Raw genomic sequence first — 15,393 nt, forward strand, 5'->3', positions numbered from 1 at the left:
CCGCATCCGACCCCCTCCATGCTCTGGGAGTCGTCTTCAGAATCTCTCTTGCTCTCCAATGCAATAGGCCAGAGAAATCCATATGCGATTCCCCTGCGCATTGCCTGGTGCGGTACTTCGGGCGTCGGCTCGGCCTGCACCATCTCCGGAACATCGGTGCGCGGGCGCGTGTCGAAGACGATCTTCTCCGGAAGGCTCCTTGCCGAGCTGATCCGGATGGTCGTCCTGTCGGGGTCGGCCGCGCCTGCGCGCTCGACTGGCGCCGGCAGGTACCGGTCCGCTGCGAAGAGCAGCGCCAGCAGCAGCCCGCTCAGGAACACGAAATAACGGATGATCGGCATGGACAGCCGCTTGCAAATGAAGGGAATCGATTTCGACGGGCCGGACGTGGCTGAAGGCGGGCCGCTTCCTTCAGCGGCCCGCCTTCGAGGACTACTCCACCTCTTGGACCACGGTGCGCGTCGACGGGTCCACCAGCATCACGCGCTCGCCGGAGTAGACGTAGCGATACTTCGTAAGAGAGGGCCCCCATTCGGCCGGCACGGACTCGAGCTCGAGCTCGCGCGGCACGGGCGAGCCGACCACGATTTTCTCGCGGCTCTCTACCGGACGGATCTTGTGTTCCGTCACGTAGCTGCGGATCTTCGTGCGGTATTCCGGCTCGATCTGCACGGCCGCGGCGTGGCTCGTCCCGGTGGTTGTGACCACCGTGGACTGGGCCATCGCGCCCGTCGAGATCAGCGCGGCGGCCGCGCACGTCAGCATCAGCTTCTTCATGCATATCTCCTCGCCGCAGCATGCAGCCTGCATGAACCCGCGAATGGTGGCAAAGTTCCGAACGCGCGGCAGCACGATTGCCGCTTTTGCCCGCGCGAGCACAGGATGATACGGAGAGGCTACGGGGCAGGCCTCACCTCGTCGCCATCGGCGCGGCACTCGACGTAGCGGCGCACCTCATGGGTGTGGTTGTGGCGACGACCCTCGCATACGGGACAGCACGTCGCGCGCGTCGGAGCCCTAATCCACGCGCAGCTTACGAAAAGGCGCAAAAAAAGCCGTGCGAACCGAGGTGACGGCATTCCACAACTTGGCGAACCACGGAAGAATCAAAAGCTTCGGCTTGACGATCACAAAGAGCCTTTCGACGACACACAGGCTAAGGAGATAGCAGGCGACGATCATCGCGGTCCCGGTGATCCAATGGCCTTTGCCGGCAACCGCCAACGCAACAAGCTTCAACGGTTCGACCGTCGCCGTGGGTACTGCCAACAGAAGGAGCGACGGATAGGGCCGAGGTTTTTGATCGTTCGCTTCAGGCCCATCACGGGTGCTCCTACCCACTAACTTCCCGTTATGCGCGATGTTCCGACTTTGGAACGTCTGCCACATTTACCCGCACCGCGCCTGGCTTCAAATATGACCGCGCCAGCACCGATTTGAGTGCCCGGGAAGACGTAGCGCGATCGGCGCGAGCGTCCGTTGGACGCACGCGCTCAATCGAGGTGAAGATCACGGCCAGTCGGCTTCAGCAAACTTCAATCCGGGCCGCGCCAATTCAGCCTGCAATCGCTCTGCTTGCTCTATTGGCATCAACCTGATGCCGACTATGTCGGGAGCGATTGCTCGAGAAAGAAGCGAAGCATCTCCCTGCTTGCATCCGGGCCGCTTGGATCCGTGTAGGATCCCGCCGGACTTCCTCCCGACCAAGCGTGGCCTGCGCCGTGAACATTCCAGTGTTCGGAGACGGCGCGCCCGCTCACGTCGGCCAGAATGGTGCGGGTATACGCGTGCCCGTGTGGCACTTTTCCACCGATGACCTTCGCATTGAAATCCGACGCATTACCCGATTGTTCGACGATACGGTCGCCGTTGTTCGGATGCACCGTTGTGTCTCGGTCGCCATGGAAAACGATGGTCGGCACCTGCGGTCCGTGATGGGAAATGATAGAACGGGCTCCCTGCCGCATGGCGACAAGAGCGGAGGGAAGATCACTGGCGGCTCCGCAAACCAAGCCCGAATGGATGCCAACGGCGGCGTAGAGGTCGGGGTGCGTCGCAGCCATGATGGCAGCCGCCGCGCCGCCGGCGGACAGCCCCGCTACGTACACGCGCTTCGGGTCGATCCGATGATCCTGCATGACCTGGCGGGTGATGCCCGCGATAAGCGAAGGCTCGCCGCCATCCCGTTCCTGGTCACCAGTACGAAACCAATTCCAGCATTTCGACTGATTGGCTGCGCTCGGCTGCTCGGGATAGACCACGAAACAATTCCGGTGTTCAGCCAGAAAATTCATGCGTGTACCGGCCGCGAAATCGTCAGCCGACTGGGTGCAGCCGTGAAGCATGACGACGAGGGGAAGGGGCTCTCCTCGAGAGCGGCTCGGGATGAACAGCTTGTAGGCTCGAACTCCGGCCGCGCTACGGAATGTGCCGGCAATGAATTGCGTCCCGTCGGGCGCGACATCCGACATGGACGGAGGAGCGCGCAATATCGGGCCTCGCAGACCGAGGCCAGCGAACTCTTGCATGTTGTCCAAAGGCGCGGGCCGTCCGCGCCGCTGCGCGGAAGCGGCCCGCGTGGCTGGGCGCCTTTCCTTCTCCCCGACCAGGTCGGCCTTCACCTCGATGGTCGGCGGCTCCAGCCGCGCTGGCGCCGGAGGGCCCGCGCGATCAAACGGTTCTGCGGCAGTTTCACCCCGGAGCATGCGCTGCAGAAGCGCAGTGGCCTCGACCAACTTGCCCGCACGCGTGAGACGAGTGGCCTCATGGATCGTATTTCGATTCAGCATCTGCTTTACCTCGTTCTGTCGGCAAGAGCGGCCTTGACCGCGGGAGTGGCATGGAGGGCTCCGAGCACCCAGACCGACGCGATGGTGGCGCGTGCCAGGTCGGGCGTGACGTCCTGGGCGATGGTTGCCAAGCCGAGAACGTTGATGTGCAGCATCTCGCCGGCGCGCTGAGCCGCTTCGAGATCCTGGCGGGTGAAGTTGCGTAGCCCGAGGTCCAAGCTGTGTCTGGCCGTCGACTGCTTGAGAACATCTGCATGCCGCTCGAGCTGATTGCGGATGGCCGTGCGAATGAAATCAGTGCGGTTCGAATAGAACCCTTCCTGCACCATCAGATCGACATGGCCGAGGTCCACGTAGCCAAGGTTGATCGTGATTTTCTCGGTGTCTGGGGCTTTGGGACGCAGGTCGCGAACATTGTCATACATCGAAACTATCCATTGCCCATCCCTGTGGATGGCGCCTAGAAGCTAATTGGATGGCTGGCGAGGTTTTTACAAGAGGAAGTTTTGCCATCCGACGAGACACTGGAGCCGACGATCAGCCACCACCGAGGGGTCGAAGGATCGGAAACTCGGAGCGGTTCAAGCCGATGAGGCTCCGGTATCGAGTAGCTGCGACACCGCGGCAGCCAACTGGGGCGGGGCAAAGGCCCTGCCGTCGACGCCCTGCAATTTCAGTCAGGGCGCGCCGGCGCTCGTCATGTAGACCACGGGAAAGCCAGGCGAGATTTCCCTGATCTGCTGCGCCAGCTCCCACCCAAGCCGGCCCATGCCGCGCTTTCTGGAGCCAACATCAGGTCCGTATCTATTCCCCTTGCGGTGCTGAGTCAGGGCAGCGGCAGACCAGGACGATCTGGCCAGTTAGACGTTCCATTTGTCCCCGGTCTCCCTCCAGCATTGGTCGAGTGGGGTAGCGCTTGCTTCTGGTTCTCCCGCGCTCGTCGCGATTTTCTCAGGTCGACTTTCGCAAGAAATCGCCGATTTTCTCCGCAATCCTGATCGTGGGAATATTAGTATTGGCCGCGGGCAGGCGCGGCATAATGGACGCATCCGCCACGTACAAGTTCGCGCTGCCAATCACTCGCCCGTCAGGATTGACCACCACCGTGCGGTCGGCGGGATCGTCCATGCGGTCCGACCGGATGCCAAACGCCCAACACGCTCTGCCGCACGAAGGCTTCGAAGGCGCGGTCGTCCGCGAGCGTCGCCTGGAAGGCGGTGCCGTTGAGCAGCACCAGCCGGATCAGGAGCTGCCGGAGGCCGGCGGGCACGTCGAGCATCGGCCCGAGGATCGAGGCGACGATGCGGTTCGCGGTGCCATGCTTGCTTAGGCGCTTGATGAGCGGGGAATAGGAGGCGGGAAAGAAATCGCCGGCCCAGGGATTGAGCTGCGGATGCACCACGAGCCTTGCCAGCAGCCGGACGGCTGCCCCACACGGCCTACCGAGAAGAGACCCGACCGAAAACAGCGCGGGCACGAGAGCTCCGAAGCGGCCGCCAGCCCTGTCGTTGAAACAGCCGTTCGCAAGGTAGACCACGGAGAGCAAAACGGCCGTAGTGCGAAACCTAAACACGCAGCCGTCCAGCCTCTCGCGCGGTCGCGCGAGAGACCCGAGATGAATGTCGAACGCTTACCGAAATCTTGAAGAAGGTCATACGGCGCTGATCAGCCGCGTTCCGAGAAGCATCAGACGTAGCGGAGACAAAGGGCCGGGCGATCGCCGCCGGGCCGAGTAGAGGGAGGAAACGAGCGATAGGAAATCTCTCGCAAACGCCAAATGCGAAATTCGATCGAAGCAACCCAACGAACGACGTCCAGCAGCAGAACTATCGTACACATCAAAAGCATTTTCTGCGAAGTTGATGGCTTTGAGCGCCTTTTCCGGCATTTGCCGCGTCGTTAGATTTCGACAGCACCGCAAGGAATGCGTGCGTGACTTAGCAGGCCGATACCAGGCCCTTACCACACATCCATCTATCACTTGAAACGGTGCGCTGGAGAAATCGCGCCTATTTCCCGAGGGGCCGACCTCGACCGTCTCTACCTAACGCGCAGAGCACCTTTCTTCTGAAACTCGACAGATCGAACAGGAGCCTTGGCACTCTTTTGAGCGCAATCGCCCTGCCCTCGGTTGCGAGATGCAGAACTCGTATCAATCTGGCAAGACCGAGTTCTACGAATGCGTCTCGATGGTGCCGGTGAGGAGAAACTGCAGTTGCCGGCCGACCTCCGCTGGCGAAAGGCCGATGAGGTTCAGTCGATCCTGATCCGGGATGAAGCGGAGCACGGGCTTGCGATCACCCCAGTCGCGGTTCGCCTGGCGCACATCGGGAACGCCACGCATGATACCGAGCGCTTTTTCGGAGATGGCGTACAATTGCGCCGGATCAGGCCCCATGACCCGAAACTCGACCGGGAACGGGGTATAGGGTCCGAACACGAGCTGCGTGACGCGTACATTGGCCTCAGGTGCGAGCCCCTGTGACACCGCCTGTCCAAGCCGGTGCTTCAGATCTTCGCGCGCCTCCGTATGCGGCGTCAGCACGACGACCTTGGCGAAGGCCGGATCAGGCAGTTCCGGCGCCATCGCGAAGGCGAAGCGGGGCGCGCCCTGACCGACATAGCTCGTGACGATCTTGGCCTCGGGCTGATCGTGCAACCAGCGCTCGAGCTTCTCGACTGTGGCGGTCGTCGTCTCGTGCTGGTACCTTCCGGCAGCCGAACCTCCACCAGCACAGGCGAGTGCCGTTGGCGCGACAACGAGGGGCGCGGCGATCCTTCGGCCGAACGACACCGTGTCGAGATCGCGCCTGTCTTGCCCTGTCAGCACCGCGGGCACCAAGGTAATGGCGTCAAGCGAGGCACGCAGGCGGGTCAATGCCGTTTCGTCCTCCGAGCCGCGATCAATATAATCGAACAACCCGCGCGGGAGGAACCGTCGCGCGCGGCGGCGATAGTCGCTGGCATTGAGGAGCATCGGCATCGGCGTTTCAGGCGGCGTAGCGTTTGAACTTGGACTTCGAGATCGACTGTGAACACTGCTGAACGAGCTCGGCCTCGACACGCTCAGTGGTCCACCGCGTCGTGGGCACGGAGATGTTGACCGCGGCGATCGCCCGCCCGTGCTCGTCGATGATCGCCGCCGCGACGGAAATATCGCCCATGACGCTTTGGTTGATCTGGATCGAATAGGCGCGCTTGGCGGCGAGGTGCACCTGCTCCATGAGCTTACCGGGATGTAATCGTGTAAGGCGTGAGTGGCTCGAGCCGCGTACGCTTCAAGAGGTCCTGTTGCTCTGCCTCAGGAAGGGCCGCCAGGATGGCTATGCCGGAAGCCGTGAAGTAGGCCGGCGGATATGAGTTGTTATGGAAGAAGTCGGCCAGTGGCCGATGTGCACTTGCCAGGAAAGAAACTCATGCACTGCACAAATTGCGCAGTTGAATGACAGCGCCCCCCGCTCATGGCACTCAGTTACTGGTAGTGGACGCCGACCTATGACCTGTGGATCGCTTCGTGAGCGTCAGGTGCGACGTAAACGATGCAAGGTTATCTCCGGCGGGCAATTGAGGCGCACGGGAACGACGCTCGAGCCTGCACCAACGGAAGTATAGCCGGTCATATCGCCGTACTGCCAAGGCCCCGCCCCCATCCGTCTTGGCAGCACCGCCTCGAGCTTGATTGGAATGGATCCGGGAAGACAAATCTGACCGCCGTGAGTGTGTCCACTCAGCATGAGATCAAAATTTGCATGGGCAGCCTGGCGATAAACCTCCGGCGTGTGAGACAACAAGATCGAGAATTGACCGCGGGGTATCGAGAGAGCGGCTTTTTCAATGTTATCCACTCTGTAGAAGTGTGCATCGTCGATTCCCGCGAGATAGATCCGTTGGTGCTTCCGGACGATTGTTTCGCATTCGTTGAGCAGCACGCGAATGCCCATGGCTTCGAGCCCAGGAACCATCTGAATCGTATCGTGGTTGCCGAGCACGGCGTAGATTGGCTGTTTCAGATGACTTCCCAATCGCGCGACCCCATCCAGCGCGGGCTGGAAGGGCCCAAAAGTCCGACCCCGATAATCGCCAGTCAGGACACAGACATCGTACTGCATGCTGCCAACCAGCTCGATGACTCTGTTCATGGCAACTTCATTCATATCCACGTGGAGGTCGCTAATGTGGAGAATGGTGAAGCCCTCAAAGAGCGACGGTAATTTCTCGAACCTCAAGTCATTCCGCCTGACAAGAATCCGTTCTGCATTCTGGCATGCACGCCAATAAAGCCCCGTTGCCCGCAGAACATTTCGAATGATCCACTCGGCCCAGGATGAGTTTTCAAGATGGAAGAACGTGAGGCCCTGGCCAAAGACCTGAGCTTCATGATCTCGCTCAATCCCCAATCGCTGCCGCGCGTGGAGCGGCCCGAGACGGATCTCGAGCTTGCGCAGAATGTCTTCGTCCACCAGCTAGCCCCCTTGATCGGCCTTCAGGTAGATATACCGTATTCCCATGAGACCAGAACAGCCCGACCCGGGCGGATGCAACAATAAGCTAAGCTGAAGAAATGCAACTTGTGCCTATTTGTCAATTGCTGGTTTTAGTGACGTTGGCGAACGGCACACCGATCGTTGCGAAGAAGATTTTTGGCTCACATTTTTCCTTTCCGCTGGATGCCGGCACCATATTTTTTGATGGGCGGCCGTTGTTTGGACCATCGAAGACCATCCGCGGTATCTTGATTTCATTCCTCCTCACGACAGCAAGCGCCCCACTTATCGGGCGGGATCTGACGATTGGTGCAATCGTAGCGGTTGCGGCTATGGCGGGCGATTTGTTCTCCAGTTTCGCGAAGCGCCGCCTAAACTCTCCGCCTAGAAGCCAGGCACTCGGGCTCGATCAGATTCCCGAATCCTTATTTCCGATGCTGGCATGCCGCGGCGCACTTTCATTGACGATCGCAGACGTGGCGCTTGGCGTCGGGATTTTTTTTATTGGCGCGGTAATTCTGTCTCGTTTTCTATTTCGGGTCCATCTGCGCGACGAACCATATTAGCCCGCCGTTGCCCGAACGAAGGCAGTGCAGGGTGATTTCTGGTGGACAGTTGAGGCGAACAGGAAAGACGCTCGATCCAGCACCGACTGAGCGGAGAACATCGAGCGACGACGGGACCGGGACACAAAGGCACGAGAGCTCCAGGCCACGCGCTGCTAAGCAAGCATCGGCTCGTGCGTCCCACATAGAGAGCGCGATCAGCCGAGCCTCGCCGCACCTCAGCAGCATCCCGCGACGATCCCTGCATCGCAGTCTTTCGCGCCGTGGCTTCGCCAACCCGAGTCGCTCAGCAGCCTCAGCGCGAGTTTGAACGAGCCTTGCTCATCTTCAGAGTGAGCAAGTCCCGCTGCGATCAGCTGGCCGAGCGGCTCCGGCGCAAGACGTGGCGCGCGGCTCCGGCTCGCCGCGCCGGACGGACCGATGGGCGGCTGATAGCAACGTCAACCCGCGCCACCCAGCCACCGGGAGGGAGCTATGAAGTGCCTCGAGCGTCACGGTCTGTATGCGCCCGGCGATTTGCCGATAGTGGCGGATTTCTCTCTACTTCCGCGCACTGCTGTGCTTGTTCCTGGAAGGTTCACCGGGCTAGAGCGCTTCCATTCTGCGGCCCTGTCGGCAAGTTTGTCATACTCAGCCGCGATGCGGAGCCGAGCGTGCGCGCCAGGTTCCGACCAGTTCATGCAGCAAACTAGGGCGTGTACTCATAAGCCCTTGCCCATATCCCGCGGATAACGAACTCCGCTCGGAGCTGCAGCAAAGTTCTCGTGAGCAAAAGCCCGATAGGTACAGCTGCTTCAGAACCCATTGCCCATTAGGCAGGTTGGAAGCTCAAAACATAGCACAAAGCGCCTGAAGTAGAGAATCGAATTGTCCGCCGGGCAGCCTAGAGTTGCGCAGTAGTGAAGGTGAGGCAGGCGATGAACGGTATCCGGACAAGTTTCTTGGACGCCATCGGCAGTACGCCGTTGATCCAGACTGCGGTGCCGTCAGAGGCCACAGGTTGCGAGATCTACGGCAAGGCCGAATTTCTTAATCCTGGTGGCTCGATTAAGGATCGCGCGGCCCTAGCCATAATCAATGATGCTGAGCGGTACGGCAAGCTTAGGCCAGGCGGTATCATCGTCGAGCGAACAGCCGGCAAATGTAGGATTGGCATAGCGTTGGTGGCGAATGCCCGCGGTTATCGAAGCGTAATTGTGATGCCTGAAACGCAAAGTCAGGAGAAAAAAGATATGTTGCGGTTATGCGGTGCCTTTCTGGGCTAACCAGTTCGACAATATTGCCAACCGGGATGGCTGCTATCGCACTATTGGTCCGGAGATTTGGGAGCAGACGGCTGGAAGGATCGAAGGCCTTCCTTGCGCCGTTGGGAGCGGCGGCACCTTGGGTGGAATCGCGCGAGCCCTTAAGAGCGAAATCCGAGCATTAAAATTGCACTCAGGGATCCCATGGGGGCCGCTCTCTTTAACTGGTTTACCAAAGGGAGCTGACGACCGAAGGAGACTCAATCACAAGGCATCGGGTAATACGCGTTACCAAAAATCTGGAGGGCATGCCAATTGATACGGCGTATCAGAGACAATGACGAGGCCTTCGCTGTTGCCAGCATCCAGGCGGCGGGATTGAGGCGAACGCACGCTCGAATTCGTCCGCCGAATGGACAAGGAAGACAGTTAGTCCGGATGCTACTCGCTGATCCCTATCGATGCGATCCTGTAGACCGGCTGTGACGTTCTCAACGAGACGTGGGGCTTGATCGTGCGCTGTTCGCCATCGAGCAAGGCAGCTTCGACTGATCAATCGATGCATAAGAGAAATGGTAGCTGTTGCGTGCTCAGCCCCCTGCTGTACGACAACTCCAGCCGGCTGCTAACCAACATGGCTGGACCGATACGGCGGGGGACGCCCCCGCCTTGCAAGCCGGTGATTACTCACGCCTGAATCTTTTGCGGGAAAATTCTCCGAGGCGAACTTGGCTTTACTCCGTGTTGATCTATGCGTTACGCGAAGTGGAAGTCGTGGCTGTTCAACGCATCGAGCTTGGTGTTCTTCAGCGTCAGCGTGTCGCTCCCGGTCGCGATGACGACGTCGTGGCCGGACTGGGCGGCGTGGGAAAGAACGCTCGCAAAAGTATCGAACACGCCTTTGCTGAACTGAACCGCGTCGTGAGCAGGTCCTGCGGCAGCGAAGTCCTTGATGACGTCATGGCCGAAGTTCGACGCAAACTCGAACGTATCCGCTCCCCTCTTGCCGACCAGGATGTCATTGCCTGTGGTGCCGGTCAGCGTGTCGTTGCGGCCCGAGCCGATGATCGCCTCGCCCGAACCGGTTCCGACCACATGGCCGGTGGTGTCGACCTGCTCCGCGGTAAAGGCGTGGGTCTTGTCCGACAGGTCGGAGGTGTGGAAGCTCCACTTGCCGTCTGCATCCGTCGTGGCAGAACCGACCGAGATCGTGCCGTCAAGCAGTTTGATCGGGCTGTTGGGATCGGCAGTGCCCTTGATCGTTGCCGTGTGATCCCAATGCTGACGCACATTGGTGACTTCCACGGTTGAGGTGTCGCTACCGGTGTGCGAGCCAATCGGCGGGTCGATCGGCTGCGACAAGGCGCTGGTGTTACCGGCTGCGTCGGTAGCCGTCGCGGTGAAGGTGTGTGACCCATGCTTGAGATTCGGGGTCGTCACGCTCCAGTCGCCGTCACTTGCGACGGTCGCGGTGCCAAGCAGGGTCGTGCCCTCATAGAGCTTGATCAAGCTCCCCGCTTCCGCCGTACCGGATACGGTTGCGCGGTTATGTGTGGTCGGATCGCTCAACAGAACCGGAGCATCGGGGGCAGCGCTATCTACCGTGACATCCAGCGCAGTCGATGCCTTGCTGGTGACACCAGAGACCGTGTCGCTCGCGGTGAAGCTGTGCTTGCCGTCCGGCAGCGCGGCCGTCGTGTAGTGCCACGCTCCGCTCGCATCCGCCGTGACGCCGCCGAGCTGGGTCGTGCCGTCGAGCACTTTGACTGTGCTGTTGGCAGCTGCAGTCCCCGCCAGGGTCACCGTTTTGTCGCTCGTGATGTGATCACCGGCGGTGCCGGTATCGCTGGAGAACGAGGCGATCTTCGGCGCGGCGGGTGGCGTCGGGGCGGATGAGCCCGTACCCGAGGTCCCTGTACCGGATGTGCCCGTGCCGGACGTACCCGTGCCGGACGAGCCCGAAGATGAGATGACGGAATCGAAAGCCGCTGACGGGGCGCTTACGTTGCCTGCGACGTCAGTCGCGGTCGCCGTGAGAACGTGCGTACCTGCCGCCAGAGCGGCGGTTGTCACCGCCCACGCCCCGCTTGTGTTGGTCGTTGCGGTACCGACCTGCGTGGTGCCGTCATATACCCTTATCGTGCTGTTCGCCTCGGCTTGCCCGGATGCCACCACCTGATTGTTGCTGCCAACAGTATCGCTGGCGATCGTCGGCGTCGCCGGCGCCTTGGTATCGACAGTGACCGCCAGTGCAGCCGACGCCACGCTGGTCTGGCCGGACGAGTTGGTCGCGGTCGCCGTCAGCGTGTGCTTCGCGTCACTCAGGACTTGTGTGATGTAGTCCCAACCGCCTGCAGCATCGGCAGTCGTCGTACCGATCTGGGTCGAGCCGTCGTAGATCTTGATCGTGCTGTTTGCGGCCGCGGTGCCTTTGAGGTCGGGGGTGTTGTCCTTCGTGATGCCATCGCCAACCACGCCGGTGTCGGACGAGAAGGAAGCGATCACGGGAGCGGCAACCGAGCTAGAGCCAGTCGAGGACGTTCCGCTCGACGAGGTGCCGCTCGATGACGTCCCGGAGGACGAGGTCACGTTAGTGCCCAGGACAGTCTCGCCGCTGCCTGCCTTTTGATAGAGCTGGACATCGTCGATCTGCATCGTCATTGAGGAGGGAGTCGAGCTGTCGAGAGTCGTATGCCATCCGGCCGCGTTGGAATTCGCGACCGAATTGCTCAGGAGCAATTCCATCGGCTCGTTCGGGATCGGTGCCTGCGCGCTGGTCACCTGCGCCATCTGCTTGCCGTCCAGGTACCAGGTCATCGACTGGCCTGGCACCCAGTTGATGCCGTAGGTGTGGAATCCGGCTGTCAGGTCGATGCCGGTGTCGATGACCCCGCCGACCGCCCCCGAAGGCGTGTGAAGATGCCAGGAGAACGCCTGGTTAGCCGGCTCCGAACCGGTATATCCACCTTCCTGCATGTCGATTTCGAAGTTGTCGCCGCTGCTCGAGCCTTTGCCGGGCAGCAGCCAGAGCCCCGGCCACGAGCCGTCGCCGCTTGGCGCTTTCATGCTGATCTGAAGATAGCCGCCGTTGAATTCGAAATTGCCATAGCTGCTCACGGCGCCCGACGTAACGGGGAATGTATATGGCGACCCGCCGCTCACGCCGTTGACTGCCTGTTTGTTCGCCGTGAGATCCAATACCCCGTTGCTCACCGACACCTGGCTCGGCATGAAATATTCGGCGTCAAACTGGTTGCCCATTCCACTTCCGCCTGATCCATTGCTGTTCCATGGCCAGCCGTTGGCGGCATTGCTCGTGATGTAGTTGTGCCAGTAGTTGTCGAGCGTCGTCCCGGAGAAGTTTTCCTCGAAGACGAGATCGCTTGAGGTAAAGCCGGTGGGTGCGGAAAGAGTCATTCCGTATTCCTCTTTGACGTTGATAACAGGGAATTCCACCGCGGCGCACGATGGCGCGCGACATACCGCATGCTCGCAGCGCTTGCACCGCGAACAAATTTCCAAGCAGCGGGATTTGATTGCCCCCCAACTGCTAGCCGGCGAGATAATTAGAAAGTGTGGCAAAAAAAATATCAAAGTATGGATTGTACGAATGTATGCCCGGGGGAATATCCCGGACTTTTCGTGCAATCGAGCCGCGTTTTTAACCTGCTGCGGTGGTGATGGCCGGGAAAGGTGCGTCAAAAGTCGAGAATCTTGCCGGCCGCATGATCCTCGCGCTCAAGCCGCCTCTTGAGAGAAAGGCGGATCGCTTCAGGACGTCAGCGCGCCTCGCCGCGGTCCTGAAATGGACCCGGGGAGTGGGACCGCTTGAACCGATTTGTTAGCTGGAAACTGACCGCTCCTGATCCTTTCTATCACGCAGCCAGAGATTCTGTCTGCTGCTGTTGCTGCGGGAATGTGGTCAACGCGTCAGCGTTGTCCACCATGTCCACAGCCTTGTCGGCGTGCATCCGCTCGCGCCAGACTGCCATCGGCGTACGATAGCCGAGGGCCCTGATGAAGGCGACGATCGTTGTAGAAGGCAATCCAGCTCGCGATCCCTGTCTTGGCCTCGCGGCCGTCGGCATAGCCCTTGAGATAGATGTCCATCATGCTTGAGACACCGCCACAGCCGCTCGATGAAGACGTTGTCCATCCAACGACCGCGGCCATCCATGGAGATCTTGATCCCTGCCCCCGCCAACGCGCCGGTGAAGGCCGCACTCGTGAACTGCCGCCCTGGTCGGTTTGAAAATCTCCGGCGCGCCGTACTTCGCCAGCGCCTCTTCCAGAGCCGCCACGCAGAACGAGACGTCCATCGTGTGACAACCGCCACGCCAGAACCGCACGGCTGGCCCCAGTCGATGATCGCGACGAGATAGAGAAAAGCCGCGGCGATGGGCAAATACGTGATGTTGGCCGCCCATACCTGGTTCGGCCGGTTGATCGTCATGTTGCGCAGCAGATGGGATAGATCTTGGGGCCAGGCGCCGGCTTTGCCGGGTTCGGCTTCGGTCCCGGCGCCGCGATGCCCATCTTGCGCATCAATCGCTGCACGCGCTTGCGATTGACCTGAAGCCCCTCAGCCTTCAGCATCGCGGTCATTCGCCGGGGAACGGCTAGGCGTGCATCAAGGCAAGGTCGTTGTCGTTGGCCGGCCATGGCGGCCACTTTCGCCTGCTCCCGCACGGCTTCCAGCGCGATCCTTGCCTTCAACGCCGCGTCGATTTTGCGTCTCATCTTCGTCGTCATCATGCGCTCCGTCTATCAAACGGAGCAGCCCTTTCCAACTAAGCTCATGGTCCCAAAATCGCGGTCCATTTCAGGAGCCGGTGGAGCCAAGGCCGGCGACCAAGGGGAGCGTGGGCCAGCAAAGCACGTACCGGGCGCAGAGCCGGATTCGCGTGACCCAGGCGCTGGACCGCGTACGGCAAGCTGCAAAGCTTGGGAACAAAGAGCGGTCCACTGCGCTTCACCACGGCCACTATGATCAAGCACTGCGAGAATAACCCCGCACCGGACTCTCCTGGCTCACCGGCCCGCCGACACGAGGATAGCCGTCTGGGTTTTTCATTTGCCAACGCCAATGATCCGCACACATCTGCGCCAGTGACCGCGCTGACGTCCAACCGAGCACATCGCGCGCAAGTGTCGGATCAGCGTAGCAGGTGGCGACATCGCCTGCCCGACGCGGACCAATTTCATAACGGACACGCCGGCCGCTGACCGTTTCAAAGGTCCGGATCACATCCAGGACGCTGCTGCCATATCCGGTGCCAAGATTAACCGTGAGCACCCCCGGCTGCGCCAGCTGCCTCAAGACGCTGAGATGACCTGATGCGAGATCGACGACATGAATGAAGTCGCGGACGCCGGTGCCGTCAGGTGTGTCGTAGTCGTCTCCCCAGATCAGCAGCCTCTCCCGCCGTCCAATCGCAACTTGCGCCACAAAGGGCACCAGATTGTCCGGAGTACCCAACGGGTCTTCTCCAATGAGACCACTGTCGTGAGCCCCGACTGGGTTGAAGTAGCGCAGAATTCCAATGCGCCAATCGTCGTCCGCCCGATAGAGGTCCCTAAGCATTTCTTCTATGAAGAATTTCGTTCGACCATACGGATTTGTCGGTCCGAGCGGATGTTTCTCGTCGAGCGGCAGGTACGTCGGCCGTCCGTAAACGGTCGCCGACGAACTGAAGACGAGGGTTTTTACCTTCGCCCTCTTCATGGCCGATACAAGTCGCATCGTTCCCATTACGTTGTTCTCGTAATAGGTCATCGGACGAAGGTTGGACTCGCCTACGGCTTTCAGCCCTGCAAGATGAATGACTGCCGCGACTCCGCAACGACGAAGTATTTCGTAAATGGTTTCCTCGTTGCGCATATCGACGTGTCGAAAGTCGAGCGATCGCCCGCTGATATATTGTGCCCGTTCGAGAGCGGCTCTGTTGCTGTTGGAAAGATTGTCGACTACGACAACTTCGAGCCCGGCGTTCAGCAACGCGACACAGACATGGGATCCGATGTAGCCGGCGCCTCCAGTCAACAAGATCATCTCGGACACCCTCCGTACTGGCCCAACCGGCTTCGCGCGCTGCCGGCATCGGCGTGGCTATGCTCCGCAGACTCCGAGACGCGGTAACAGCTGATATGGTAAGGCTTCGTCGGCTCCTCCAAGCCGTCATACGTAGGCGAGCGTGGTGAGTTCAACGCCGACCATCAGCAGCCGCAGTCCCGTGTTCCGCAATTCATTTCCAACTTCTTGCCCGTCGATAACCACCCCTCACGTGCCGCAGCGCAACAGTGCGGCAGG

The 15,393-nt window shown here is 60.4% G+C and carries 11 protein-coding genes and 5 pseudogenes; 2 read left to right on the plus strand and 14 right to left on the minus strand.

Features of this window, described 5'->3' with window-relative positions; all coding sequences use genetic code 11:
• The 11 genes and pseudogenes from IVB12_RS18900 to IVB12_RS18950 form a co-directional block, all read right to left on the minus strand.
• Window positions 1-341: pseudogene (locus IVB12_RS18900) on the minus strand (hypothetical protein); the annotation flags it as partial.
• A gap of 91 nt (window positions 342-432) precedes the next feature.
• Window positions 433-777, minus strand: a complete 345-nt coding sequence (locus tag IVB12_RS18905; RefSeq protein WP_247279936.1) for a DUF1236 domain-containing protein — start codon at window positions 775-777, stop codon at window positions 433-435.
• A 240-nt stretch (window positions 778-1,017) separates the two neighbouring features.
• A complete protein-coding gene (locus IVB12_RS18910; RefSeq protein WP_247301069.1) occupies window positions 1,018-1,389 on the minus strand; it encodes a hypothetical protein in 372 nt (123 codons plus the stop codon).
• A 215-nt stretch (window positions 1,390-1,604) separates the two neighbouring features.
• The gene (locus IVB12_RS18915) at window positions 1,605-2,789 is read right to left on the minus strand and encodes a PHB depolymerase family esterase (protein ID WP_247301070.1); all 1,185 of its coding nucleotides are present in this window, start codon (window positions 2,787-2,789) and stop codon (window positions 1,605-1,607) included.
• 5 nt (window positions 2,790-2,794) lie between these two features.
• Complete coding sequence (locus IVB12_RS18920; protein WP_247301071.1) at window positions 2,795-3,214, minus strand: CopG family transcriptional regulator; 420 nt, start codon at window positions 3,212-3,214, stop codon at window positions 2,795-2,797.
• Between the two features lie 526 nt (window positions 3,215-3,740).
• Window positions 3,741-3,917, minus strand: a complete 177-nt coding sequence (locus tag IVB12_RS18925) for a GMC oxidoreductase (RefSeq protein WP_247301072.1) — start codon at window positions 3,915-3,917, stop codon at window positions 3,741-3,743.
• A complete protein-coding gene (locus IVB12_RS18930; protein ID WP_247301073.1) occupies window positions 3,877-4,362 on the minus strand; it encodes a hypothetical protein in 486 nt (161 codons plus the stop codon). The genes IVB12_RS18925 and IVB12_RS18930 overlap by 41 nt, the downstream gene beginning before the upstream one ends.
• A gap of 621 nt (window positions 4,363-4,983) precedes the next feature.
• A pseudogene (locus IVB12_RS18935) lies at window positions 4,984-5,525 on the minus strand (AcrB/AcrD/AcrF family protein); the annotation flags it as partial.
• A gap of 58 nt (window positions 5,526-5,583) precedes the next feature.
• A pseudogene (locus tag IVB12_RS18940) lies at window positions 5,584-5,772 on the minus strand (alpha-hydroxy-acid oxidizing protein); the annotation flags it as partial.
• A gap of 7 nt (window positions 5,773-5,779) precedes the next feature.
• The gene (locus IVB12_RS18945) at window positions 5,780-6,013 is read right to left on the minus strand and encodes an IclR family transcriptional regulator C-terminal domain-containing protein (RefSeq protein ID WP_247301074.1); all 234 of its coding nucleotides are present in this window, start codon (window positions 6,011-6,013) and stop codon (window positions 5,780-5,782) included.
• Between the two features lie 297 nt (window positions 6,014-6,310).
• Window positions 6,311-7,249 (minus strand): metallophosphoesterase, encoded by a 939-nt coding sequence (locus IVB12_RS18950; RefSeq protein WP_247301075.1) that lies wholly within the window; start codon window positions 7,247-7,249, stop codon window positions 6,311-6,313.
• A 101-nt stretch (window positions 7,250-7,350) separates the two neighbouring features.
• Between IVB12_RS18950 and IVB12_RS18955 the strand changes: the two genes are divergently transcribed.
• Both IVB12_RS18955 and IVB12_RS18960 read left to right on the plus strand, forming a co-directional pair.
• Window positions 7,351-7,839 (plus strand): CDP-archaeol synthase, encoded by a 489-nt coding sequence (locus IVB12_RS18955; RefSeq protein ID WP_247301076.1) that lies wholly within the window; start codon window positions 7,351-7,353, stop codon window positions 7,837-7,839.
• Between the two features lie 917 nt (window positions 7,840-8,756).
• Window positions 8,757-9,391 (plus strand): annotated as a pseudogene (locus IVB12_RS18960) (pyridoxal-phosphate dependent enzyme); the annotation flags it as partial.
• A gap of 448 nt (window positions 9,392-9,839) precedes the next feature.
• Here the strand turns inward: IVB12_RS18960 and IVB12_RS18965 are convergent.
• From IVB12_RS18965 to galE, 3 genes and pseudogenes are all read right to left on the minus strand, one after another.
• Window positions 9,840-12,677, minus strand: coding sequence for an Ig-like domain-containing protein (locus IVB12_RS18965; protein ID WP_247301077.1), 2,838 nt, complete (start codon window positions 12,675-12,677; stop codon window positions 9,840-9,842).
• 383 nt (window positions 12,678-13,060) lie between these two features.
• A pseudogene (locus IVB12_RS18970) lies at window positions 13,061-13,655 on the minus strand (IS3 family transposase); the annotation flags it as partial.
• 418 nt (window positions 13,656-14,073) lie between these two features.
• On the minus strand, window positions 14,074-15,135 hold the full coding sequence (gene galE, locus IVB12_RS18975; RefSeq protein ID WP_247301078.1) for a UDP-glucose 4-epimerase GalE: 1,062 nt from the start codon (window positions 15,133-15,135) through the stop codon (window positions 14,074-14,076).
• Between the last annotated feature and the right edge of the window lie 258 nt (window positions 15,136-15,393).

The organism is Bradyrhizobium sp. 179, assembly GCF_023073535.1.
Taxonomy (GTDB): domain Bacteria; phylum Pseudomonadota; class Alphaproteobacteria; order Rhizobiales; family Xanthobacteraceae; genus Bradyrhizobium.

Excerpts from the sequence above, each read along its gene's own strand:
- IVB12_RS18905 (WP_247279936.1), bottom strand. The coding sequence starts at position 777 with ATGAAGAAGCTGATGCTGACGTGCGCGGCCGCCGCGCTGATCTCGACG.
- IVB12_RS18910 (WP_247301069.1), bottom strand. The coding sequence starts at position 1,389 with ATGTGGCAGACGTTCCAAAGTCGGAACATCGCGCATAACGGGAAGTTA.
- IVB12_RS18915 (WP_247301070.1), bottom strand. The coding sequence starts at position 2,789 with ATGCTGAATCGAAATACGATCCATGAGGCCACTCGTCTCACGCGTGCG.
- IVB12_RS18920 (WP_247301071.1), bottom strand. The coding sequence starts at position 3,214 with ATGTATGACAATGTTCGCGACCTGCGTCCCAAAGCCCCAGACACCGAG.
- IVB12_RS18925 (WP_247301072.1), bottom strand. The coding sequence starts at position 3,917 with ATGGACGATCCCGCCGACCGCACGGTGGTGGTCAATCCTGACGGGCGA.
- IVB12_RS18945 (WP_247301074.1), bottom strand. The coding sequence starts at position 6,013 with ATGGAGCAGGTGCACCTCGCCGCCAAGCGCGCCTATTCGATCCAGATC.
- IVB12_RS18955 (WP_247301076.1), top strand. The coding sequence starts at position 7,351 with ATGCAACTTGTGCCTATTTGTCAATTGCTGGTTTTAGTGACGTTGGCG.
- galE (WP_247301078.1), bottom strand. The coding sequence starts at position 15,135 with ATGATCTTGTTGACTGGAGGCGCCGGCTACATCGGATCCCATGTCTGT.